Consider the following 23,264-nt stretch of genomic DNA (forward strand, 5'->3'; position numbering starts at 1 on the left):
GCCCACCGCGCTCCGCCCGTGGGAGTCGCGGCATCACCCGGCGGGACGACGGAACCGGTACCACTTCGGTGAGGTGCGGTTCATCGGCCACCCCAGGCCGGAGGTGTCCGCGTCGTCGACCGTGAGGAGTTCCCACCCCGGGAACGCGGCCTCGACCTGCGCCTGTGAGACGCCCTCGACCAGCCGCCGGTACCGCGAGGGCCCGAAGGCGAGCATCAGCAGGGTGGCGCCCGGCGCGGCGAGCGCCGTCACACCGCGCCCCTCCGCGGCGCGCCGCTCCGCATCGAGGCCCTGGAAGCAGCCGATGTCGAGGAACAGGTCGAAGGCCCCCAGGCCGGCCGACTCGAGATCGGTCACGTCCCCCACGGCGTAGGCGACCTCCGGCGGCCCCTTGCGCCGGGCGGCCTCGACCGCCTCGGGCACCAGGTCCACACCCACCGCCCGCCACCCGCGCCGGGCCAGTTCGGGCGTGAACTGCCCGCGCCCGCAGCCGATGTCCAGGGCCCGCCCCGGGCCGGTCGGACGAGCGTCCGTCTCGCGGTCGAGCAGGGCGCCGACCTCCGCTCCGCCCGCGGCACCGTAGCGCTCCCAGGGAGTGAAGCCCAGGCGGTACATCAACGCGTAGTTCGTCATGGACCCACGCTAGGACGGCCTGCCGGCGGCAGCGGACCGCCCCCTGGCCACCGTCGTCGCCGCAGTTCCTCGGCCCGTCGGCCGGTGGTGGAGGGGCGGACGCGCGCTTGTCCCCGCGTGGTGATAGAACACCAGGCGGAAGATTCACGTTTGCACAATCACTCTGAGAGAACACAGGCATCCCCCATGTCACCACGCACGTGCGCCGCCCTGGGCGCGGCCGCCCTGACCGTGCTCACCCTCACCGGATGCGCGCAGGTCCTGGAGCAGGCCGACCGCTTCCTCCTGGAGACGGGCGGCCCCATCTTCGGCGCCGTCGACTTCGACGAGGTCGACCGCGACGACCCCTTCGCCGGGAGCCCCGCCGCCGACTACGGCGTCGAGTTCGAGACCCCCGAGCCCGCCGCCCAGGGCGACTTCACCACCGAGCAGGTGGAGTGGGCCCAGGACCGCGCCCGCCTGCTCCTGGAAACGGTCTACCTCGACACCGACGCGGTCTTCCACGAGGACAACAGCGAGTTCACCGGGCTGCTCACCGGCCAGTCCCGGGAGTGGTACATGGACAACCTCGGGCACGAGGACCCCGCACTCGACAGCCGCAACCTGCCCTTCAACCTGACCCCCGGCACGGCCGAGTTGATCGGTGACGAGATCCGCGTCGACGGCCGGATGTGGGCCGAGGCGGCCCGGGACGACTACGACCAGGACTACCTGGCCGTGCACACCGAGTACGTCGTCGTCTACCCGGTCGCCCGCCCCGGCGACCCGGTGTCGACGCGCCTGGTCGTCACCCACCTGGGCGAGGTCTCCTTCTACGACCTCGGCGACGGCACGCTGGAGGCGTGGCCGAACTGGTACCGCGGAGTCGCTCCCGCGCACTGCCTGGAGGACGAGTTCATGTTCACCCCCGCCTACGCGGACGAGAGGCCCGAGGGCGAACAGCCCAGAGGCCGGCAGCAGGACGCCTACGACCTGGAGGACACCCGCGAACAGGACGGCTGCGGCTCGGTCGGATACACCTGAGGACTCCCGGGTGCCCCGCCCGCGCCCCCCGCGGGGCACCTCGGCGCACCCCGTGGGAGAGCGGCCCGCCGAGGTGCGGCGAACGCCCGCCCCCGGCGGTCGGATCAGGTTGAATGTCGTCCATGATCGTGCGTCGAATGCTGCCAGACGAGATGACCGCCGTCAGCGACCTGCGAGAGATCGCCTACCGGGCCGACCGCCTGCTGGACGCGAGTCCGACCTACGCCGAGGCCCTGCGGCTCCTGGGAGCCGACGGGCACGGCGAGGTCCTGGTGGCCGCGGACGGTGACCAGCTGCTTGGGACGATCATGTTCGCGCCCTGGTCGGACCGGAGCGAACTCGCCCGCGGGGCCGACGAGGCGGAGGTGCGCGCGTTCGCGGTGGGACCGCAGGCGCGCGGGCGCGGGGTCGGCCGGGCCCTGGTGAACGCGATCGTGGACCGCGCCCGGCAGGAGGGCGTCTCCCGTCTGCTGTTGTCCACCCAGCCCGCGATGGTCTCCGCCCAGTACGTGTACCGGGCCCGCGGCTTCCACCGTGTGCCCGAGCGCGACTGGTCCCCGCTACCCGGCGTCGACCTGCTGGCCTACGAGCTCGTGCTCAAGGACTGACCGGGCGGCCCCGGCCACCTCCGGGCCCAGCGCCCCCTCGGCGCAGCGGGCGAGGACGGCGTCGGCGACCGGGTGCCCGGTCAGCCACACGGCCTGGACGAAGCCGTCCGCGTGCGGTGCGTACCGCTCCCCGTCCCCGGCGGGGAGGGGCAGGTCCGCGTCGAGCAGGAGCGCGTAGTCGTCCAGGACCGCCCACGCCGTCTGGTGGGACGTGGGCGGTTCGGGTGCCGCACCGAGCAGGCGGCGGGCCCAGCCGCCCAGCACCGGGTGGTGGGTGTACAGGCTCAGCATCGGGAACAGGTCCGCCTCCAGGACGGACAGGTGGGCGGCGACCCTGGTGCGGCGGCGCCAGGCCTCGGGCGCGGCGCCGGCCTCCCACAGCTGACGGGCCGCCGTGGTGGTGTCGCGCTCGGCCGTCCAGCGTTCGAGGAGGCCGGCGGTGTCCACCGGTCGACCCTCCTCCAGCAGGGTGAGGGCCTCGTCCGCGCTCATGGCCCCGACCGTCGGCGCGAGCGGTACGTGCGCGCCGGAGTGGCGCAGCCGGCCGACCATGAAGTGGTCGCCCAGCGGTGTGGTGCGGTACCGGTGGTCCTCGCGGGCGACGGCGCCCAGCTCGGCCAGGGTCTCCAGCACGCACCGCACCGCCTGCTCCGGGTCGGCGTCGCGGGCGCCCGGCACCACGGCGGGGCCGTAGGCGTCCACGACCTCGGCGGGCGTGCGCAGGTCGCCGCAGACGAACAGGTCGGTGAGCACGAGGAAGGCCGTCATGCCGCGCAGGCGGGTCATGGCCAGCAGCGCGCCCGCCCAGGCGTCGGCGACCGCCCCGGGCTCGCCGTCGGCCCAGGCGCGCGCGGTGGGGCCGGGCAGGACGCGGGTGTAGGTCGTGCGCAGCAGTCCGGCGTCGCGGGCGATGGCGAACAGCTCCCGGACCCGGGCGGGGTCCAGGTCCAGCGCGGCGGCGGCCCTCTCGGTGTCGGCCGGGGTGAGGGCGTCGTCCTCGCGGTCGGGGTCGAGGCGGAGCCCGTGGTCGGCCCAGACCGTGAGCCGGGCCGCGTCCGCCAGGACGGCGCACGAGCGCGCGGCCGCGTCGAGGTCGCCGGGCCGGGCGCGCAGGACCGGGCGCAGTGGTTCGGGCTCGCCGTCCTCACCGGCGCCGAGCCGGTGCAGCAGGGGAAGCGCGCCCTCCTCGACGGGGTCGCGGCGGGGCGCGGGGCGGTCGGACTCCAGGTCGGCGGCGGCGATGGCGGCGCGCAGGCGGCGCGGGCTCTCGGCGCATACCAGCCGGCCGGTGTCGACCAGGAAGTCGCACCAGGCCAGCCAGGCGGGGCGCAGGTCACCGGCGAGGCCGGTCCAGTGCTGGACCGTCCGGGCGATGTCGTCGACGTCGCTGACCGACCAGTCCGCGGGGTCGGGGGACCCGGCGTCGAGGTGGGCCGTCAGGACGAAGAGCAGGGCGTCGGGGTCGGGGGCGAGCGGCGGATCAAGGGCACGCGCCCAGTCGAGGCAGTCGTGCACGGCGGAAAAGATGCGCTCAGTCATTTTCTCATCACCGAATGTGAGTCGCAGATGTGGCATCAGACTAACCTCGTCCGGTCCTCCTCCGTGGCGGAACGCCGAAATCGTTCGGGCCGGCCCCGTGGGCGACCGGAGGGATCGGGCGCGGCGGCCGGGGGCCGCCCTCCCCACAGGCCAGGGCCGGCGCGGTGTTCTCCCGGGGTCCTCCGCGAGTGCTGGTAACGGTGGGAGAAAGGCGGAACAAAGGTCAGGAGAACGAGATCATCCGTTTTCCGGAATCACCTCGAGTTACCTCCGTGGGATGGACTCCAACCATAGTTCGGGTGACCGAAACCGGCCATCCGGTCGACGCCGCTGGTGTTTGGTCCGCGTGAATGCGGAAACACCGGGGAGGCGGACAGTGTGGTTCGTCCGGCCATGGTGTCTGTCGAGGACAGGTCACTCGTACCACCGCGCACGCAGGTCCGACCCGCGAGTGAGATTGGCCGGCGCACGGGACGAGAACATAGGTCATGCACGACCGCGCGATCGTGCCTGCTCCCCTTCCCCAGGAGGTCACCGGCGTGGCAGCGAGTGCCCGAGAGCGAAGCCCCGACCCGTGGCCGACCGAACTGGACGTCCGGGAACTGCTCGCCCAGGGATGGCGGCCCACTCCCTTTCACGAGTACGTCCTGAAGATCCACAGCCGGTGCAATCTCGCCTGCGACTACTGCTACATGTACGAAATGGCCGACCAGGGCTGGCGAAGACAGCCGCGGCGCATGGCCGTGCCCACGGTCGAACGCGTCGCGGAACGCATCGCCGAACACGCCCGCGCGCACGGGCGCTCCCGGGTCGAGGTCGTCCTGCACGGCGGGGAGCCGCTGCTGGTCGGGCACGACCACCTGCGCACCACCGCCCAACTCCTGCGCAAGGCCACCGAACCCGACGTGCTGGCGGCCCTGAGCATCCAGACCAACGGCGTCCTCATCGACGACCAGTACCTCGACCTCTTCGACGAACTCGGCATCCGGGTGGGCGTCAGTATCGACGGCGCCGAGCGCGACCACGACCGGCACCGCCGCCGCGCCAACGGGCGCGGGACCCACGCCGAGGTCGACGCCGGGCTCCGCCTGCTCACCGCGCCCGCGTACCGGCACCTGTTCTCCGGCCTGCTGGCCACCATCGACCTGGAGTCCGACCCGGTCGGCACCTACGAGGCGCTGCTCGACTACGACCCGCCCGGCATCGCCTTCCTGCTGCCGCACGGGAACTGGGACGCGCCGCCGCCCGGCTGGGACCCCGAGGGGCGCGGCTACGGCGACTGGCTCATCGCGCTCTTCGACCGCTGGTACCACGCGCCCCGGCGTGAGACCGACATCCGGATGTTCCACGACATCATCCGGATGCTCCTCGGCAGCCACTCGCGCACCGAGAGCATCGGCCTGTCCCCGGCCGCACTCGTGGTCGTGGAGACCGACGGCAGCATCGAACAGGTCGACAGCCTCAAGTCCGCCTACGAGGGCGCCGCCGGCACCCGCCTGCACACCTTCACCCACCCCTTCGACGACGCCCTGTACCTGCCCTCGACCGCCGCGCGGCAGATCGGTGCGCGCGCCCTGGCCCCGCAGTGCCGGGACTGCCCGGTGCACAGGGTGTGCGGCGCCGGCCTCTACCCCCACCGCTACCGGGCCGGGACGGGCTTCCGGAACCCCTCGGTGTACTGCCAGGACCTGTACCGTCTCATCACCCACGTCCACCGGGCGGTCTCCGCCGACGTGGCCCGGATCCGGGAGGATATGTGACGGCGGCGGTCGTGCCGATCCGCCGACCGGTGCCCGGGCCGGTGTTCGACGCCCTGGCCAGGGGTGGCGGGGGCGCCCGGGCCGCCCGCTACCTGCGCGAGGCGGAGTACGGCAAGCACCTGCTCCTCGTCCGCCAGGTCGTGGACGCCGCGATCGCACGGGAGCACCCTCTGGCGGAGCGGGCCCGAGCGGCCTACGACCTGCTCATGCGCGCAGAGGAGGCCGCCCCCGCCGCCGTCGCCCGCGTCCTGAGCCACCCGACCGTGGGGGCCTGGGCCCGGCGCACCGCCCTGTCCCTGGAAGGACACCGGACCGACCCGCCCCGCGTGGCGGCGATGTCGGCCCTGGCGGCGGCCACGGCCGTGCGTTCCGGTACGGAGGCACGCGTGTCCGTGCCCCTGTACGGGCCGACCGCGCCCCTGCCCGGCCTCGGGCGCGCCCTGCTCCGGCCCGGCGGGGCGGAGGAGGAGGCGGTCCTCGAGGCGGACGCCCACACGGCCGAACTGTCCCTCGGTCGGGTCCGCGTCCGGATACCGGACGACCCGCACGAGGACACCGGCGACTGGCACGCCCTGCGCCGGCTGTCCGCCGAACACCGCGGGAGGCGACTGGACCTGCTCCTGGACGACCAGGACGCGGACCGGCTCTCGGGCGGGGCCGTACGCGAGTCACGGCTGGCCGCCGACCAGGTCACGCGGCTGCGCGACCTGCTGCGGCAGGCCTGGGCGATCCTGGTCGAGCACCACTGGACCATCGCCGGGGAAGTGGGGGAGACCGTCCGCACGCTGACGCCCATGCGGGCCGACCCGGGGGCGCGGGTCAGCGCCACCGCCCGGCACTGCTTCGGCAACCTGGGGCTGTCCGAGCCCTCCGACCCCCTCTGGCTCGCCCTGACCTTCGCCCACGAGGTGCAGCACACCAAGATGGTCGCGCTCGCCGACCTCGTGCCGCTGACCGTGCCCGACGACGGCCGGCTCTTCTACGCGCCCTGGCGGCCGGACGCCAGACCGATGAGCGGCCTGATCCAGGGGGTGTACGCCCACCTGGGCGTGGCGGGCTTCTGGCGCCGCCGGCGGCTGCTCGCCGCGGGGCGGGAACAGGACCGGGCCCAGACGGAGTTCGCCTACTGGCGGCGGGCCGCTGCGGGCGGCGGGCGCGAGGTCCTCGCCTCCGGGGCACTGACCCCGGCGGGGGAGCGGTTCATGGCCGCCACCCTGGCGACCCTGCGGTCCTGGCAGACCGACCCGGTCCCGGCCCCGGTCACCGAGGCCACCGAAGCCGCCGCCCGCGCCCACCTGGCCCGCTGGCGCGAGGACAACCCCGGCGTGTGACGCCCGCACGTCCGCGGGAGGCGTGCTCGGCGGGCCGTGCGGGCCGTGCGGGCCCCGGGCGTTCGGCCGGGAGGCCCGCTCCGCCGCTCAGAGGAGGGGCGGGTCGAAGTCGTAGGACAGTCGGCGCCCCTCCAACACGGCCTGGGTGAACGGGTGCTCGCGCCCCAGGACCCGGGAGAACATCGGCAGGATCTCCGCGTGCAGCGCCTCCGCCTCGGCGACCTCCCCCGGGTCGCCCTCCGCCCTCAGGTCCAGGGCGAGGTTGGCCGCGCACGTCAGGGCCAGCGGATGGTCCTCGTTCAGCAGGGCCCGCGTGCGGCGCAGGGTGCCCCGGTCGAGCCGGATCGCGTTCTTGGTCTCGCCGAGCGTCGCGAGGTCGCCCGCCAGGTTGACGGCCACCCCCAGGGTGATGTGGTGGTCCCGGCCCAGCCCCTCGTCCAGGGCGGTCAGCGCCGACTCGTTGATGGACCTGGCGCGGCTCGGGTCCCCGAGCAGCCGGTGCAGGAGCGCGACGTTGGTGCTGCAGCCGAAGTTGTAGGGGTGCTGGGCGCCGTACACCCGCTCGTAGCGGGTGTAGGTGTCCTCGGCCAGGGCCATGGCCTCGACCAGGTCGCCGCGCATGCGCAGGACGTTGGCCAGGCACATGGCCGCGGCGATCGTCTCCGGGTGGTTGAGCGAGTACCGGTTGAGGTACCGCGAGTGGACGTCCTGGACCAGCTCGAACGCCTCGTCGGTCTCGCCCGCCATCCGGCGGGAGATCGCCAGGGTGAGCTGCACCCGCAGGGTCACGGGGTGGTCCCTCTGCAGTTTGTCCTGGCCGAAGGCCAGGCAGTCCTCGCCCAGGTCGCAGGCCTCGGTGTAGTCGCCCGCCAGCCGCACCGCCTGCGCGATGCCGTTCTGGTAGGCCAGCAGCGTGTCCGCGGGCGTGGCCCCGCGCAGGCGCCTGGCCATCATGTAGGCGCGTTCGTGCAGGCTCCGCGCCCCGCCGAAGTCGCTGTTGAGCATGTAGTTGATGGCGAGGTTGTGGGTGGCGCGCATCGTGAGCGGCGACTGCGGGCCCATGGCCTCGTCGTACAGGCGCAGCGCCTCGTTGTCGTTCTCCAGCGCCCGGCGGAAGTCGCCGCGCACCCGCAGGTCGTGGCCGAGGCCGTTGAGCAGCGCCAGGGTCTCCCTGTCGGTGGGACCGAGCACCTCGCGCATCCTCGGCAGCAGCCCCCGGTCGATCTCGTGGACCTTGTCGTACTGTCCCAGGTCGCGCAGGATCCCCGCGTAGGTGCGCTCCAGGCGCAGGACGAAGGGATCGTCGGCGCCGGACACCGAGGTCCACTCGCGCAGGAACTCCTCGGCGAGGGCGTTGGCGCTGTCGAGGTCGCCGGCGCCGTGCAGGTAGCGCAGGACGTCCACCACGAACCGGCGGCACTCGGGCTCGGTGCTCTCGGCGATGCGTGTGCTGCGCAGGTGGGGGAGGAGTTCGACGTAGCGCTCCTCGTCCTCCGCCGCGCTCATCAGCGACCACACCTCGGAGCGGATCGCCTCGTGCTCCTGCCGGGGGATGTCGTCGCGCACGAGGGCCTGGATGAGCCGGTGGACCTGGATGGTGCGGTTGGCGTCCAGCCGGATCAGGGCGTAGCGGCCGAGCTGGGCGATGGCGCGGCCGAGCCGGATGGGGTCGGCCATCAACTCGGTCATCTCCGGGCGCACGCGGCCGTCGTCCACGGGGAAGAAGATGTCCCGGGGGATGGGCTCGGGGCTGAAGAACGCGCAACTGCGCAGCAGGTCCATCGCCTCGGGCAGGTTCTCCTGGAGCTTGGCCACCGACAGGCGCCAGGCGGCGGCCATGGAGGCCGGGTACTCCGGCGGCTTCCCCTCGCCCATGAGCGAGGTCGGCTGCTCCTTGAGCAGCCGCAGGTACTCCTGCACGGACATGCCCGTCTCGGCCTGGAGCGCGCCCGCCTGCTCCAGGGCCAGGGGCAGGTGGCCGAGGGCCTCCGCCAGCTCGTTGGCCTCCTCCGCCGCGATCGGCCGGCCGATGCGCTTGCGCAGGAACTCCTCGCTCTCGCGCGCGGAGAACTCCTCCAGCGACACCGCCTCGGCCACCCCCTGCCACCGGTGGTTGCGCGAGGTGATCAGCACGTGGCCCGGCCCCTGCGGGATGATGTCCTTGAGGTCCTCCGGCTCGTCCGCGTTGTCGAAGACCAGGAGCCACCGGTCGTAGGGCTCGCCCCGGCGCAGCGAGTCCAGCACGTTGGCGGCTGCCTCGTCGATCCCCACCTCGTTGGGCCCGGGCAGGTTCAGGTGCGGTGCCAGGTGGGCCAGCGACGAGCGCACCAGCCCGGGCTGGTCGGCCATGATCCACCAGACCACGTCGTAGTCGCCGCGGAACTGGTGCGCGTACTCCACGGCGATGAGCGTCTTGCCGACCCCGCCGTACCCGTGCAGGGCGTGCGGCAGGACGGCGGTCACCGTGTTGTTGAGCGCGGCGTTGAGCTGTTCCAGGTGCGCCGCGCGGCCGGTGAAGTTCTTGTTGCGTGACGGCACCCTGCCCCACACCGGGGGGAGCGGCCCCAGCGCGGGGCCGGGAAAGGACGACTTGGTGATGGCCACGCTAATCCTCCTGATTCACACGGTCATCACAGGTATGGGGAATTACCGTTCTGTGAGGACGGTGTCGAGGTGCTCGTGTTCTTGCGGTCCGCGTACGAAAGGGGATGGGGTATATCAGGGTAGGTGATCACGGTTAGTTGTCCACCGTCGCGGGAAGAACTTTTCTGGACTACCCCACGGAAGGCGAAGGGCGGACAGGTCCGCCCCTTAATGCTGACCAGGTCGAATGTGCCGGAGTCATGAGGGAGAGGGAGGACGGAGATGGTCGGAGAGGGTGTCGGCGGCTCGCTGCTGGTGGACGTGGCGGGGCTGTCGCTGAGGGAGCTGGACGAACTCGAGGCGTCCGCCATGGCCTGCACACTGCGCGAGGTCCTCCACCCCGACAATGCCGAGGTGGAGGTCATGTCCGCCTTCGACAACAAGATGTGACCGGCGCCGGAGCGCCGTTCCCGCCCGGCCCCCACTCGGACCGTGCCGGATTCACCGGAGAATCGACGGGCCCTCGGTCCAGGGCGGGAGAAGTGCGGTGAGGACTCGCGGCCCCCGCATTTTCGTGGCACCATGGGCACCATTGTTTCGTGGTCGTGCCACCACCATTCTCGCTGGCCGGGAGCTGTTTCATGTTACGAATCTCCGACGGGCGAGTCTCCCCCCGCAATCCCTTCGTGGGCGACCGGCCCCTCGGTGAACGTGACCGCCACCTCTTCTTCGGCCGCGCCGAGGAGACCGCCGCGCTCCTGGACGCCTGGCGGGGCCACCGGCTGACGGTCCTGCACGGCCAGTGCGGTGTGGGCAAGACGTCGTTGCTCGGAGCCGCCCTGGTCCCCGCGCTCAGCGACCTCGGCGCCGACGTCCTGCCCGTGGCCACGCTCAGCTTCGACCCGGCCTTTCCGGCCGCGGTCCTGCCCGAGCAGAACCCCTACACCCGTGCCCTGGTCGCCGCCTGGGACCCGGTCGCCTTCCCCAGCCACAGTCCGGGCACCTCGGTCGCCGACTTCCTGCGCTCGCGGACCGCCACCGACCGCCACGGCGCCCCCCGGCCCCTCTTCGCTGCGCTGGACCAGACCGAGGTCCTGTTGCGCGCGGACCGCCCCGGCCGCCGCCGGTTCATGGAGGAACTCCTCGCCGCCGCCGAGAGCGCCCCGGGGCTGCGGCTGCTCGTCACCACCCGCACCGACCACCTCGACGGACTGCGGCGCTTCATCGACAAGCACGAGATCGACCACGCGGAGTTCTCCCTGGAGGCCCTGGCGCCGGAGGCCGCGGCCGAGGCCGCCCGGCGCACCCTGGCGGGGGCCGGCACGCGGTACGGCTCAGAGGCGGTCGAGCGGCTGGTCGCGGAGGCCCGGACCCCGGCCGAGGGGGCCGACGGTGCCGGACGGGGACGCGCCGGAACCGTCGACCCCGTCCTGCTCCAGGTCGTCGGCCGGATCCTGTGCGAGCACGGCCCCGGAGAAGGGCTCGACACCGACGCGCACCTGTCCGCCCACCTCGCGCGGCTGGTGCGGGAGGTGGCGGCCGAGCACCTGGTGCCACCGGACGTCCCCCATGCCTGGCTCAGGCGCGTGGTGGCCGCGGGCGGCGAGGGTGTGGCCGTGCCCGAGAACGGTGTCCCGGGCGAGGCGCTCACCCGCGGACTCGTCCACTCACTGCAGGACCGCCACCTGGTGGTGGCCGGCGGCGACGGCTACGTGCTGCGCCATCCCCGCCTCGCCCGCCCCCTGATGCGGCTGTTCGCCCACGCCGGGCCGGAGATGGAGCCGTGGACCCCGGAGGAGCTGCTCCGGCTCGCGCGCCGGTCGCACACCCGCGGCGAGGACGACCTGGCCCGCGAGCACGCCCACCGCGCCCTGCGCCCCGCCTCGCGCGAGTCCCCCCGGATCCGCGCCCTGCTGACCTCGCTCCAGGGCGATCTGGCCTTCGCCCGTGGTGACCACCCGGCCGCCGCCGGCCACTACGCCGGGGCCGCCGACCTCTTCGAGGCCCAGGGGGACAGCGCGGCGGTCGCCCGGGCCCTGGTCGCGCAGGCGCGCAGCCATCTGGAACTCGGCCACCGGGCCACGGCCCTGGGCGGCCTCACCTCCGCCGCCAACCGGGTCCACGCCGACCCGAGCCTCAGCACCGGCATCGGCCAGGCGCTGTGGCGTGCCGGGCAGGAGGCCCTGGCCCGGGAGGTCCTGGACGGTGTGTTCGTCGGGGCGGGGGCCACCAGTGAGGCCCGGCGCACCCGCGCCGAGGTGATCGCCGCGCGCGGAAGGAGTGGGAGTCGCTGATGGAGGTCGTTCTGGTCGCTGTGGTGACCGGCGTGAGCGCGCTGGGCGCCAGCTTCCTGACCGGGTTCTGGACCTATCGGACCGCCCGGTGGCGTGGACGGCACGAGAGGCGGTTGGAGGAGGACCGGCGCCGGTTCCAGCAGGCGCAGGAGCGCACACTCGACGTGCGCGACCGGTTCGACCAGGCGGCCCGGGCGGTGCTCCAGCTGGGGGTGACCGTCCGCGTCGTGGCGCACGTGCGCTCGTCCGGGGCGCACGGCGGAGCCGAGGCCGAACTGGCCGAGCTGCTGCGCCAGGCGCGCCAGGACGCGGTGGAGGCGGGGGTGGCGGTCGAGCGCCTGCGCGGCGTGGTCCCGCCTCGGGACAGGGTCCTGACCGAGGAGCTGCGCGAGGCCGCCGACCAGGCGTTCATTCACGGCCAGACGGCGACAGGTCCCGTGGCGGAGGCGGCTCGGGTACAGCGCGAGCTGGACGCGCGGCTGCGCCGGATCGAGGAGACGCTGTTCCCGGCGCTGGCCGTGCCCTGGGACAGGGGCGGCGGGCCAGACGCCGGAGCAGGGACGGCAGCGGCGGCGTGATCGCGGTGAACACCACCGCCAGGACGGCGATCACGCCGGTGACTGCCAGGGTCGTGCCGCGCACACCGAGCGCGTCCAGCAGGAAGCCGCCCGCCACCACCCCCACGGGCAGCGCGGCCCCGGTGAAGAACCGCAGCGTGCTGGTCACCCGGCCCAGGACCTCGGTGGGCACGTTCTTGCTGTGGTAGGTGAGCACGGTGACGTTGATGTGCGCCCCCACGAATCCCACCCCCGACCAGGTCAGCGGCAGGACCACCAGCAGCCGCGCCACGTTGTCGTGGTCGGTCAGGGCCAGCAGGAGGGTGACGGCCGCCCAGCCCCACAGGCACAGCGTGACCATGGTGACGGGGCTGCGCCGACTGACCGTGTACGGGGCGATCAGGGAACCGAGCAGGCCGCCCGCCCCGCTGGCCGCGAGTACGACCCCCAGCAGCAGGGTCGACAGCCCCTCCTGTGTGGCGAGCATGAGGATGACGAGCCAGATCATCTGGAAGAGCGCGTTGGTGACCGTGCCCGCCACCGCGGTCAGCAGCAGGAACCGGTCCCGGCGCAGTTGTGTGAAGCCCTGGACGAGGTCGCGCAGCAGGTGGGTCTCGCCCGGCGCGGGCCGGTCGGGGCGGATCCGGGGCAGCCGCAGCGCCAGGATCAGGGACACGGCCGAGACCACGGCGTCGCACACGGCGGGCAGGCCGTGGGCCAGGCCGTACAGGCCGCCGCCCAGGGGCCGCCCGGTGAGCTGGGCGGCATGGCTGCGCGCCTCGTTCTTGGCGGCGGCGCCGGTCAGCTCCTCGCGCGGGATCAGGTAGGGCACGGCCGTGGTGGCGGCCGTGGAGTGGCAGGTGGCGCACACGCCGTGGACCGCCGCGGCGGCGCCCAGCAGGGCCACGGGCGCGTCGAGCAGCAGGACGGGGCCGACCAGGCCCAGGACGCACACGACGCGCACGGCCTGGCTGACGATCATGACGGTGCGCGGGTCGCGGCGGTCGACCAGCAGGCCGATCGGGATGTGCAGCAGCGTGCGCGGCACCATGCCCGTGGCGGCGATGCACCCCGCGACCACGGGCGACGCCGTCTGGTGCAGGGCCAGCAGGGGGAAGGCCAGGCCGAGCGCGATGTAGCCGAGGCTGGAGAGGGCGCCGCCGGCCCACAGCAGCCCGAAGTGCAGCCGCCAACCCCGCGCGTGGCCCCGATCCGTGGTGCTCACCACCGCGACGGCATCCGGGAAGGGGAGGAACGGCGCTGTTCCTCGATGTGCGTCACAGGCTTCGATTTCTTGCTTGGACCGTTCGGAGAAGGGCCCGGTGCGCAGGGCGGCCTGGATGCGGTGCCGTGCTCCTACGGGTGCTGGTGCGGTGGTTCCCGCCGCTCCGGCTCCTCCACCGGGCGGGTCACGCCTGGTGCGAGCGGGCAGGGCACATGCTATCGGTTGTGGTAGGGCGGCCGTACGCCCGAATTCCGGGCGGGTTCGGGGCATACGCCATCACAAGGGGTGCTTTGGGCGGCGTTTTGTCGCCCGGTGTGGCCCTATGAGCCGTTCGTCGTGATACGGGTCAGGGTGTGGGCCTCGGTCGGATCGGCGCACTCCCACCGACGGACCAGCCGCTCCACCACGGCCGCGGGGACGGAGCGCTCGCGCCGGCCCAGCCGTGCGCGCAGCATGGCGGGCGGAGCCTCCAGGGCGACGATCTCCACCCGGGCGCGGTAGGCGGCGGCCAGGTCCACGCACTGGGAGCGCAGCGAGCGCGAGACGTTCGTGGCGTTCCACACGAAGGACCGCCCCGCCCGCAGGTGCTCACGGGCCCGCGCGAACGCGGCCGCGGCGACCGGGCGCTGGTCGGCGGTCGGCCGCACGCCCAGCTCGGCGCGCAGCGCGTCCAGGCCCACCACCGGCGTCCCCTCGCGGTGGCGGCCGATCCAGGTGTCCTTGCCCGCGCCCGGCAGCCCCGACATGACCGTCACCGTCCCCCGGGTGTCGTCGTAGGCGGCGTAGTCCGGGTCGCGGTCGGGGCTGCGGAACCACTGGAAGCGGGCGTGGTCGGAGGGGAAGTCGCGCGGTCCCTCCAGGCAGCGCTGCTCGGCGCAGTACTCCTCGTAGAGCGCGACGTTCTCCAGCACCTCGGCGGTGTCCCCGCAGTGGCGGCCCAGGATGTCGGCGGTGGCCAGCAGCACCAGGTCGTCGTTGCGGGCCAGCAGGCTCACCCGGAACGCGATCTGGCGCAGGTCCGGGCGCTCCAGCGCCCAGAACGGCACCTGGTGGTGGCGGACCAGGGCGGCCACGTGCTCGCGCCACTCCACGGGGGCGCCCGCCTGCCACAGCAGCCGCCGGGCCAACAGGTCGCCCCGCCTGGAGTGGCCGTGCGCGGTCACCCGCCCGTCCTCGCCGCGGCGGGTGCACTGGGGCTTGGCGGAGTCGTGCAGGAGCACCGCCGCGAACAGCCGCACGCGCTCGGCCTCGGGCCGGGCCCGCCACGCGGGCAGCCCGGCCAGTGCCTCACACGCCATCCGGGTGTGCGTCTCCACGTCGCCCTCGGCGTGGTGGACGGGGTCCTGCTCGACCCCCGCCAGGTCGCGCACCCAGGGGAACGCCTCCCGCACCCGTGCCCAGTCCAGGTCCCAGGCCGGCGGAGCCGGGCACAGCTCAGCGAACGTCCGCATAGAGCACCTCCGGGTCGGCCAGCGCGTTGGCGATCACCGGCCGGTCGAGCCAGTGCGTGCCCGAGTCCAGGACGGCCGTGGTGAACTCCCGGCGCACCCACTTGTAGCGGTCCACGGTGTGGTCGCCGTCCTCCACCTTGAGGTAGAGGCCCTCCATGAGGTCGGAGCCGTCGCTCTCGGCCAGGGAGCGGCCCGGATCGGTCCCGGCGGCGCGCGCCGCGGCGGCCAGGGCCTCGCGCCAGCCGGACGTGCGCGCCGTGGAGGGCCCCACCAGGGCGGTGAGGTCGGCCAGCGAGGCCAGCGGGCCCGAGTGCAGGACCGGGACCGACACCACCGGGGTGCCCTCCAGCAGCTCCCGCCGCCGGGGCGTGGACAGGAACACGTCCTCCCGGGTGTCCAGCACGTCGAACTCGCAGAAGTAGTGCGGCAGCGCGTCGTAGAAGACGGTGTGCTTGGCGTAGAGCCACTCCCCGTACAGGACGTAGCGCTCGCCCAGGCGCGGCCACAACCGCGGCGCGACGGCGGCCGCCCACGCCTTGAGCGGCGCGAACTGCCGCTCGCGCGGACCGCCGGTCAGGTAGTGCCCCCGGCTCTGCAGCCGCAGCTCCCCACCGGGCCCGAAGCTGATCCCGGTGTTGGCGCCGTCGAGCTTCTCCTCCACCACCAGGTGGCGTCCGGCCAGCGCGTCGAAGGGCTCGGCGGACAGGTCGCCGTCACCCGGTTGGAGGCGCGAGCCCCGGATGTGGCGGGTGCGCGGATACTTGCGGAGCATGCCCCTGGTTGTACACACCCGGGCGGCGCGTGGGCCACTGGTTTTCCGGCGGACGCGCCGGCGCCGCCGGGGCGCCGCGCCGGGCGCGAGCCCGCGTCAGCGGTCGCGCACGGGGCGCCGGGTGTCCAGGGACGCGGCGTCGGCCGCGGCGCGCCCCTCGTCCCAGCCGTCGGCGTCGGAGGGGCCCCGCACCCGTGCGTAGGTCAGCTCCCCGAACGCCTCGGCAACGGCCTCCTCCACCCTGCGCTCACGCTCGGCGAGGACCGGTACCAGGTCGGTGCCCGTCTCGGCGGCGGCCGACGCCTCGGCCGCCCGCGCCGAGGACACCAGGCGCTCGCCCACCCGGGCGGCGAAGGCCGACACGAACGACTCGCGGTAGGAGCGCCCCGCCGCCCGGCCGGACCGGTCGCGAACCGACCCCTGGGCGCGCATCGCGGACTCCAGCTGCACCAGCAGCGACGTGAACATCACCTCGACCGCCGCGAGGTCGCCCTCGAATCCCATGACCGTGCACAGTCCGAGCGCCTCGTCCCAGACCGCGCGGCAGTGGTTGGCCTCGGCGACCTCGTGCAGCAGGACCGCCTTGTACTCGTCGTAGGGGGCCTCCACCGGCAGACGCCGGGCCGCCCCGGCGGGCGAGGAACCGGGCTCGGCGTCCAGCAGCGCGCGGTCGATGCTGTGCCGCGCCATCAGCTCCTGGGCCCGCGCGCTCAGCGCCTCGGCCTCACTGGGGAACTCCGTCGACTCGGCCTTGGCCAGCAGGGCCCGCACCCGCGCCAGCTTGCCCTGGTCGATCCCGGCCGCCCGGTGCGCGGCCGCCGCGCGCCCCGGCCGGTAGGCGCCCGGCACAGGGCCCAGGTGGCGCAGCGGCGGCAGCACGCGCAGGTCGGCGAGCAGCCGCAGCGCGGCCTCCACCACCTCGAAGCGCAGCAGCCCGTACTCCGAGCCCGCCCACGCGAGGTACTCCTCGGGCGCGCGGACCGGACCGCGCGCCGCCAACCCGTGGACCTGCTCGCTCCAGCGCGGGTCGACGGTGGCGGGCGCGTACCGGGCCAGGTCGGCGGTGACCGCGTCGGCGCACATCGACGCCGCCACCTGTCCCCGGACCCGGCGGACCTGGCGTACCGCCTCGGCGGGCTGCCAGCCCCGCGACCAGGCGACCGCCACCGCCCGGAGCAGGGCGTCCACGAGTGCGCGGGAACAGGACGCCTCCCACGCGGCGGACTCGGCGTCGGCCAGCCGCGCCGCGGCCAGGTCGAGGCCGTCGCCCCCGCGGCCCAGGACCAGGGCGTCGACCGCGCCGGAGACCATCTCGGCGGGGGTGTCGGTCGGCGCGGGCCCGTCCCAGGGCTCGGCCCTCGGGACGGCGCGGCGCCGGCCGGTCCGCTTCCTGCTGCCCACGGCGCCCCCTTCGGAATTCGAAAGCCAACAGGCCATGGTACCCGTGCGGACGTGGGCGGGAGTGCGCCCTCGTGGGCGGTGTGCGCCGTTCTCCCGTCTTGGCCCGGGGTCGGACTCCCCGCCCCACACGGAAAGGTGCCGCTATCGTCCCCGAAGCATCCCGGAAACATCAGCGGCATAGCGTCAGCGGGCATCCCGCAGTCACTGAGGAGTCTCCATGCACCAGGGAACCGACGCCAGCGGTCAGGGTGGCGACGACGACCCGCGCGGAGCCGCGACGGCACAGTGCCCGGTCCGCCACGGCGGCGGCCCCCTGCCCCTGCACGAGGGCGCCGCGGCCGACGTTCCCTGGGCGCGGCTGCGCGACACCTACGGCGGCCTCGCCCCGGTGGAGATCAGCCCCGGCGTGCCCGGCTGGCTCCTGCTCGGCTACAAGGAGAACCTCCAGGTCCTGCGCGACCAGACCTACTTCTCCGCCGACCCGCGCCCCTGGAGCCCCTCCGGGCGGGCGCCGGCCCGCAGCGGAGCCCTGACCCACGACGGCGAGGAACACCAGCGGCTGCGCGTGCCCATCGTCGACGCCCTCGCCCAGGTGGGCACCGCCCAGCTCGTCCCGGTGGTCGAACGCGCCGCCGTGCGCCTGGTCGACGCGGTGTCCGCCGAGGGGCGGGCCGACCTGATCGGGCAGTTCGCCGCCCCGCTGCCCGCGCTCGTCCTCAACGAGCTCTTCGGGCTGCCCGACGCCTACGGGCACCTGCTGGCCGACCTCACCGACCGGCTGTGGAGCGGCGACCCCGACCGCGCCGAGCCCGCCGCCCTGGCGATCCGCGCCTACTTCACCGGGCTGGTCGCCCGCAAGCGGGCCGAACCCGGCGAGGACATCACCAGCCGTGTCCTGGGGCACCAGCACTCCCTCACCGACGACGAGGCGGTCGAGGCGCTGTCCCTGCTGTGGGAGAACGGGCACGAGCCCACCACCCACCTCATCGGCAACGCCCTGCTCCGCCTCCTGGAGGACCCGGCCGTGTGGACCGCCTACCTCGGCGGAACCCTCACCGTGGAGGACTTCCTCGACTACGTCATGTGGACCGACTCGCCGCTGCGGATCCTGGCCGGGCGCTACACGACCATGGACATCCGCTTCTCCGGGGCCCGGATCCGCCGGGGCGAGCCGATGCTGTTCGGGTTCTCCGCCGCGCACGCCGACCAGTCCGCCGTCCGCGGCGGCGACGACCCGGGTGCGCTGACCGGCAACCGCTCGCACCTGGCGTGGGGCGCGGGAGCCCACCGCTGCCCCGCCACTTCCTTCGCCCGCGAGCTGGTGCGCACCGCCATCGACATGGCCGTCGACCGCCTGCGCGGCATGGTCCTGGCGGTGGAGACCGAGGACCTGCGCCGGCGCGAGTCGATGGCGGTCAACGGGCTGGCGGAACTCCCGGTGTGGTTCACCGCGACCGGCGAGAAGGCCGAGGCGACGGCCGCGCCCGCCCGGGAGGCGCCCCGGACGCGCTGGGTCCGGCGCAGGCGCAAGCCGCCGTCGCAGGGCGCCCGCTACCAGGCGCCGCTGGCCCAGGCCGCGGAGGAGGCGCCGGAGGTCGTGCGCAGGTCCCGGCCCCGGCCCGCCGCGAGGAAGGCGCCGCCCGCCCTGGGCGCGCGCTACCAGGCCCCCTTCGCCCGGGAGGAGCCCGAACCCGACTCCCTGGAACGGCTGTTGGATACCTGGCGGGGCCGCTCCTGACCCGGGGCCGCGTTTGACCCGATGTCGCTCCTGGCTCGGGGGAACGCCTGCCCCGGGGCCGCTCCTGGTCCAGGGTCGCTCCTGGCCTGAGGGAGCGGCGGGGGAGCGGCGCCCCGCCCGACGGCGCCGCCTCACTCCACCAGCAGGACCTCCAGGGTGCGCGGGCCGTGCACGCCCTCCACCCGGTTGAGCTCGATGTCGCTCGTGGCCGACGGCCCGCTGATCCACGTGAGCGGCCGCGCCGGGTCCAGCCTCCGCACCCCCTGCGGCACCCCGTCCACGACCTGGTCCGCGCGCACCACGCACAGGTGGTAGTCCGGTACCAGCGTGATGGCCCGCCTGCCCTGGTCCGGGCCGCCGTCCAGGACGATCGTGCCCGTCTCGGCGATCGCGACCGCGCACGTGGTGACGACCCCGTCGACGCCGTCCAGCTCCCGCAGCTCCAGCGGCCGGTCGCGGCCGTCCGGCCGGAGCTCGGCCTGCGTGCGGGAGAACCAGTCCGCGTCGATGCCGTCGGGCACCGCCACGGTCGAGGCGCCGCGCCGCTCCAGGGCGGCGGCCACCTCCTCGGCCAGCCGGTCCGCGGGCACGCGCCGCACCAGGGCCTTGTAGTCGCGCAGCCGGTCCTCCAGGACCTCCAGCGCGGCGCCCATACCGTGGCTGTCGGCGTAGGGGCGCTCCACTGGTCGGACCACCGGCTCGTCGGCCGGGACGTCGGCGAGGGCGGCCCGGACCCGGGCCAGCACGCGCTCGCGTGAGGTGCTCAACTCTGCCCCTTCTCGTGCTTGTTCCACCACTGGCGGAAGGACTCGGCCGGAACGCCGGGCAGGTCGCGGGTGTCGGTCCAGGCGCCCGCCATGCCCGGCAGGTGGCGCGGCACCAGGTTGCGGGCCGCGCCGGCGGCGCGCTGGGCGGCGGCCAGCGCGTGCGAGGAGCCCAGGACGGCCTCGGCGCCCTTCATCACCGCCTTCTCGCCCAGGTGGCCCGGGCCGGAGGCGACCTCCTCGCGCAGGTGGACCAGCACCTCGGGGATGTCGATCGCCACCGGGCAGACCTCGTAGCAGGCCCCGCACAGCGACGACGCGTACGGCAGCGCCTCGTCCACCTCCGAGGACATCCCGCGCAGCTGCGGGGTGAGGATCGCGCCGATCGGCCCCGGGTAGACCGAGCCGTAGGCGTGCCCGCCCGTGCGCTCGTAGACCGGGCAGGTGTTCAGGCACGCCGAGCAGCGGATGCAGCGCAGCGCCTGGCGGCCCACGGTGTCGGCCAGCACGTCGGTGCGGCCGTTGTCCAGCAGGACCAAGTGGAACTCCTGCGGGCCGTCGCCGGGCGTCACCCCCGTCCAGGTGGAGGTGTAGGGGTTCATCCGCTCGCCCGTGGACGAGCGCGGCAGTGTCTGCAGGAACACCTCCAGATCCGCCCAGGTCGGCACGATCTTCTCGATCCCGACCACGGAGATCAGCGTCTCGGGCAGGGTCAGGCACATCCGCCCGTTGCCCTCCGACTCCAGGACCACCAGGGTCCCCGAGTCGGCGACCGCGAAGTTCGCGCCCGAGATGGCGGTACGGGTGCGCAGGAAGCGTTCGCGCAGGTGGACCCTGGCCGCCTCGGCCAGTGCCCGCGGGTCGTCGGTGAGCCCCTCGGGGGCCGCCACGCCCCACTCGGCCATCTGGTCCAGGAAGATCTCCCGGATCTGGGACCGCCCCAGGTGGATGGCGGGGACGAGGATGTGCGAGGGCAGGTCGTCGCCCAGCTGCACGATCAGCTCGGCCAGGTCGGTCTCGTAGGCGGTGATGCCGGCCTCGGCCAGGGCGTCGTTGAGTTCGATCTCCTGGGTGGCCATCGACTTGACCTTGACCACGTCGGTCTCGCCGGTCTCCCGCACCAGCCGGGTGACGATCGCGTTGGCCTCCGCGGCGTCGGCGGCCCAGTGCACGTGGCCGCCCGCGCGCTCGACCGCGGCCTCCAGCTGCTCCAGGTAGTGGTCGAGGTGGCGCAGCGTGTGGCTCTTGATCGCCGCGCCCTCGGAGCGCAGGCGCTCCCAGTCCTCCTCCAGCTCCGTGACGACCGCGCCGCGCTTGTCGCGGATGGTGTGGGTGGCCTTGCGCAGGTTGTGCCGCAGCCGGGAGTCGTTGACCGCGGCGCGCGCGGCCTCGGGGAAGGGCGGGATGCCCAGGAACGTCGCGCTCATCGGAGGGCGTCCTCCTTCTCGGTACTGGCCAGGATCTCGGCGATGTGCGCCACCCGCAGACCCGAACGCTGCCGGGACAGGGTGCCGCCGATGTGCATGAGGCAGGAGTTGTCGACCGCGCACAGGACCTCGGCGCCCGACTCCACCGCGTGGCGTGCCTTGTCGGCGCCCATCGCCGAGGAGACGTCGCCGTTCTTGAGCGCGAACGTGCCGCCGAAGCCGCAGCACTCGGTGGCCCCGGCGAGTTCGACCAGCTCCAGTCCGCGCACGGCGCGCAGCAGCGCGTAGGGCCGGTCGCCCAGGCCGAGCATGCGCAGGCCGTGGCAGGTGGGGTGGTAGGCGACCTTGTGCGGGTAGTAGGCGCCCACGTCGGTCACGCCGAGCACGTCCACGAGCAGTTCGGTGAGGTCGTACACGCGCGGGGCCAGGCCGGCGACCTTGCGCGACAGGCGGCTGCCGCTGCCGCCCAGGCGCGGGTAGTTGTCGCGGATCATCGCCGCGCACGACCCCGAGGGCACGACCACCGCGTCGGCGTCCTCGAAGGTGCGCACGAACCGCACCGCGAGCTTGGCGGCGGGCCTGCGGTAGCCGGTGTTGTAGTGCATCTGCCCGCAGCAGGTCTGTCCCTCGGGGAAGACGACCTCGTGGCCCAGCCGCTCCAGGAGGCGGACCACGTGCCTTCCGGTGTCGGGGAAGAGCGTGTCGTTGACACAGGTGATGAAGAGCGCGATGCGCATGGGCCTCCTTCGTGCACCCGCCGCCGCGGGCCGGCGACCATGATCGGCCCGCCCGCGCGCGCCGGGGTGTTCGACGCGCCGCGAAGCACCCGCGCCACGCCAAGTGGTCGGACCACTTTGGCATGGTCGATGGTGATTCGGCAAGAACACGGCGGAATTCGGCCGTAGCGTCTCCCCTGGGGAGGATTGGTATGATCTCTTGGGGTCGGCGGTCGCCACCCGAGCCACCCGAACACCAGGAGCCACGCGTGCACGAACCCGACGGCGAACGGACCTCCGTCACCCAGCGGGCCGTCGAGAGCGTCAAGGCGATGATCGCCGACGGCGAGGTCGGACCGGGGGAGCGCCTGCCCACCGAACGCGACCTGTCCGCCCGCCTGGGGGTCTCCCGCAGCTCCATGCGCGAGGCCATCCGCGCCCTGACCACCCTGGGCGTGCTGGAGGCCCGCCACGGCGCGGGCGTCTACGTCACCGCGCTGCGCCCCGCCGACCTGCTGGAGACCTTCTCCGTCCTGGCCGAGGTCTCCCAGGGGCGGACCCTGCTGGAGGTCCTCCAGGTCCGCCGGATGCTCGAACCCGCCGCCACCGCCCTGGCCGCCGCGCGCGCCGACGACGCCCAACTCGACCGCGTCGGCGCCCTGCTGGAGCGGATGGACGGAGAACCGGACACCTTCTGCGCCGACACCGTCTCCGCCGACCTCGGCTTCCACCAGGCCATCGTCGAGAGCACCGGCAACGCCACCCTGGCGGCGATCAACGAGGGCCTGTCCTCACGCACGTTCAACGCCCGGGTGTGGGCCGGGCACCGCGAGGCCGGGTTGACCGCCAAGCTCCGCGAGGACCACGTCCTCATCCACGAGGCCCTGGTCGCCCGCGACCCCGACGCCGCCCGGGCCGCGGCCACCACCCACGTCATGCGGGTGGAGCGCTGGCTCGGCGCCGACCTGGCGCGCGACTCCGCCTGACCGCGCCGGCGTGCTCCCGCGCGCGGGCGACCGCCCCGGGACGGCACCGGCCCGTCCGGCGACGGTCAGGCCTCCCCGTGCCGGCGGCGGACGCGGTCGGCGAAGTCCTCCGCGTTGAGGAGCCTCGCCAGGTCCTCGCGGTGGCCCGTCAGCCCGCCGCCCCGCCCGACCCCGTCGGTCCAGGCCCCCACGGGCTTCCCGGCGTCCTCAGGGTCCTCGGGGACCTCCGGGTCCTCCTGCGCGAGCTCCGCCCCGATACCCAGGGCGTCGTGGTCCTCGATCTCGTCGATCCGGTGGCCGTACGGGAAGTCCAGCAGATAGCCCGCCACGGCCGTGTCCTGGTCGGCGGCGCCCACGTCCATGACCGCGTCGACGTCGTCGATGTCGGCGGTGTCGTCGGGATCCCTCTCGAAGTCTTCGGTGCTCTCCGTCACCGGCCGCCCCCTCGCGCTCGGT

The 23,264-nt window shown here is 74.1% G+C and carries 19 protein-coding genes; 8 read left to right on the plus strand and 11 right to left on the minus strand.

The window, feature by feature from the left end; genetic code table 11:
- Window positions 1-33: 33 nt before the first annotated feature.
- Entirely contained in the window at window positions 34-615 is a 582-nt protein-coding gene (locus tag HNR10_RS28485; RefSeq protein WP_179830014.1) for a class I SAM-dependent methyltransferase, read from the minus strand.
- Window positions 616-819: 204 nt separating this feature from the next.
- Here HNR10_RS28485 and HNR10_RS28490 point away from each other — a divergent pair, with 204 nt between their 5' ends.
- Together HNR10_RS28490 and HNR10_RS28495 are read left to right on the plus strand one after the other, a co-directional pair.
- Complete coding sequence (locus HNR10_RS28490; protein WP_179828874.1) at window positions 820-1,656, plus strand: hypothetical protein; 837 nt, start codon at window positions 820-822, stop codon at window positions 1,654-1,656.
- A gap of 152 nt (window positions 1,657-1,808) precedes the next feature.
- Window positions 1,809-2,264, plus strand: a complete 456-nt coding sequence (locus HNR10_RS28495) for a GNAT family N-acetyltransferase (RefSeq protein WP_246407715.1) — start codon at window positions 1,809-1,811, stop codon at window positions 2,262-2,264.
- Here the strand turns inward: HNR10_RS28495 and HNR10_RS28500 are convergent.
- On the minus strand, window positions 2,217-3,803 hold the full coding sequence (locus tag HNR10_RS28500) for a hypothetical protein (protein ID WP_179828879.1): 1,587 nt from the start codon (window positions 3,801-3,803) through the stop codon (window positions 2,217-2,219). The genes HNR10_RS28495 and HNR10_RS28500 overlap by 48 nt on opposite strands.
- A gap of 539 nt (window positions 3,804-4,342) precedes the next feature.
- Here HNR10_RS28500 and HNR10_RS28505 point away from each other — a divergent pair.
- Both HNR10_RS28505 and HNR10_RS28510 read left to right on the plus strand, forming a co-directional pair.
- Complete coding sequence (locus HNR10_RS28505) at window positions 4,343-5,563, plus strand: FxsB family cyclophane-forming radical SAM/SPASM peptide maturase (RefSeq protein WP_312889441.1); 1,221 nt, start codon at window positions 4,343-4,345, stop codon at window positions 5,561-5,563.
- Complete coding sequence (locus tag HNR10_RS28510; protein WP_312889442.1) at window positions 5,560-6,894, plus strand: aKG-HExxH-type peptide beta-hydroxylase; 1,335 nt, start codon at window positions 5,560-5,562, stop codon at window positions 6,892-6,894. Before HNR10_RS28505 ends, HNR10_RS28510 begins: the two co-directional genes overlap by 4 nt.
- 87 nt (window positions 6,895-6,981) lie before the next feature.
- Here the strand turns inward: HNR10_RS28510 and fxsT are convergent, their stop codons facing one another.
- A complete protein-coding gene (gene fxsT / locus HNR10_RS28515) occupies window positions 6,982-9,498 on the minus strand; it encodes an FxSxx-COOH system tetratricopeptide repeat protein (protein ID WP_312889443.1) in 2,517 nt (838 codons plus the stop codon).
- Window positions 9,499-9,759: 261 nt separating this feature from the next.
- Between fxsT and HNR10_RS28520 the strand changes: the two genes are divergently transcribed.
- Together HNR10_RS28520 and HNR10_RS28525 are read left to right on the plus strand one after the other, a co-directional pair.
- Window positions 9,760-9,927 carry an FXSXX-COOH protein gene (locus HNR10_RS28520; RefSeq protein WP_179828883.1) on the plus strand — a complete coding sequence of 56 codons (168 nt, stop codon included), beginning with the start codon at window positions 9,760-9,762 and terminating at the stop codon, window positions 9,925-9,927.
- 236 nt (window positions 9,928-10,163) lie between these two features.
- Window positions 10,164-11,771: an nSTAND1 domain-containing NTPase gene (locus HNR10_RS28525; protein WP_312889444.1), complete on the plus strand. Its 1,608-nt coding sequence runs from the start codon at window positions 10,164-10,166 to the stop codon at window positions 11,769-11,771.
- Window positions 11,772-12,179: 408 nt separating this feature from the next.
- On the opposite strand, the gene HNR10_RS28530 is transcribed toward HNR10_RS28525, so the two are convergent.
- The 4 genes from HNR10_RS28530 to HNR10_RS28545 all read right to left on the minus strand — a co-directional run bounded on the left by HNR10_RS28530 (window position 12,180) and on the right by HNR10_RS28545 (window position 17,087).
- A complete protein-coding gene (locus tag HNR10_RS28530) occupies window positions 12,180-13,553 on the minus strand; it encodes an MFS transporter (RefSeq protein WP_312889445.1) in 1,374 nt (457 codons plus the stop codon).
- A 320-nt stretch (window positions 13,554-13,873) separates the two neighbouring features.
- Window positions 13,874-15,004 (minus strand): AAA family ATPase, encoded by a 1,131-nt coding sequence (locus HNR10_RS28535; RefSeq protein ID WP_179828889.1) that lies wholly within the window; start codon window positions 15,002-15,004, stop codon window positions 13,874-13,876.
- Complete coding sequence (locus HNR10_RS28540; protein ID WP_179828891.1) at window positions 14,988-15,776, minus strand: RNA ligase family protein; 789 nt, start codon at window positions 15,774-15,776, stop codon at window positions 14,988-14,990. The genes HNR10_RS28535 and HNR10_RS28540 overlap by 17 nt, the downstream gene beginning before the upstream one ends.
- A gap of 96 nt (window positions 15,777-15,872) precedes the next feature.
- The gene (locus HNR10_RS28545) at window positions 15,873-17,087 is read right to left on the minus strand and encodes a DUF2786 domain-containing protein (protein ID WP_246407719.1); all 1,215 of its coding nucleotides are present in this window, start codon (window positions 17,085-17,087) and stop codon (window positions 15,873-15,875) included.
- Between the two features lie 307 nt (window positions 17,088-17,394).
- Here HNR10_RS28545 and HNR10_RS28550 point away from each other — a divergent pair, with 307 nt between their 5' ends.
- Window positions 17,395-18,915 carry a cytochrome P450 gene (locus HNR10_RS28550; RefSeq protein WP_179828895.1) on the plus strand — a complete coding sequence of 507 codons (1,521 nt, stop codon included), beginning with the start codon at window positions 17,395-17,397 and terminating at the stop codon, window positions 18,913-18,915.
- Between the two features lie 131 nt (window positions 18,916-19,046).
- On the opposite strand, the gene HNR10_RS28555 is transcribed toward HNR10_RS28550, so the two are convergent.
- The 3 genes from HNR10_RS28555 to HNR10_RS28565 are packed head-to-tail and all read right to left on the minus strand — an operon-like array spanning window position 19,047 to window position 21,843.
- Complete coding sequence (locus HNR10_RS28555) at window positions 19,047-19,682, minus strand: LutC/YkgG family protein (protein WP_218898112.1); 636 nt, start codon at window positions 19,680-19,682, stop codon at window positions 19,047-19,049.
- A complete protein-coding gene (locus HNR10_RS28560) occupies window positions 19,679-21,106 on the minus strand; it encodes a lactate utilization protein B (RefSeq protein ID WP_179828897.1) in 1,428 nt (475 codons plus the stop codon). Before HNR10_RS28560 ends, HNR10_RS28555 begins: the two co-directional genes overlap by 4 nt.
- Window positions 21,103-21,843 carry a (Fe-S)-binding protein gene (locus tag HNR10_RS28565; protein ID WP_179828900.1) on the minus strand — a complete coding sequence of 247 codons (741 nt, stop codon included), beginning with the start codon at window positions 21,841-21,843 and terminating at the stop codon, window positions 21,103-21,105. Before HNR10_RS28565 ends, HNR10_RS28560 begins: the two co-directional genes overlap by 4 nt.
- A gap of 248 nt (window positions 21,844-22,091) precedes the next feature.
- Between HNR10_RS28565 and HNR10_RS28570 the strand changes: the two genes are divergently transcribed.
- Window positions 22,092-22,808, plus strand: a complete 717-nt coding sequence (locus tag HNR10_RS28570) for a FadR/GntR family transcriptional regulator (protein WP_312889446.1) — start codon at window positions 22,092-22,094, stop codon at window positions 22,806-22,808.
- Between the two features lie 65 nt (window positions 22,809-22,873).
- On the opposite strand, the gene HNR10_RS28575 is transcribed toward HNR10_RS28570, so the two are convergent.
- A complete protein-coding gene (locus HNR10_RS28575; protein ID WP_179828904.1) occupies window positions 22,874-23,242 on the minus strand; it encodes a hypothetical protein in 369 nt (122 codons plus the stop codon).
- Window positions 23,243-23,264 lie beyond the last annotated feature (22 nt).

This window comes from Nocardiopsis aegyptia (genome assembly GCF_013410755.1).
Taxonomy (GTDB): Bacteria; Actinomycetota; Actinomycetes; order Streptosporangiales; family Streptosporangiaceae; genus Nocardiopsis; species Nocardiopsis aegyptia.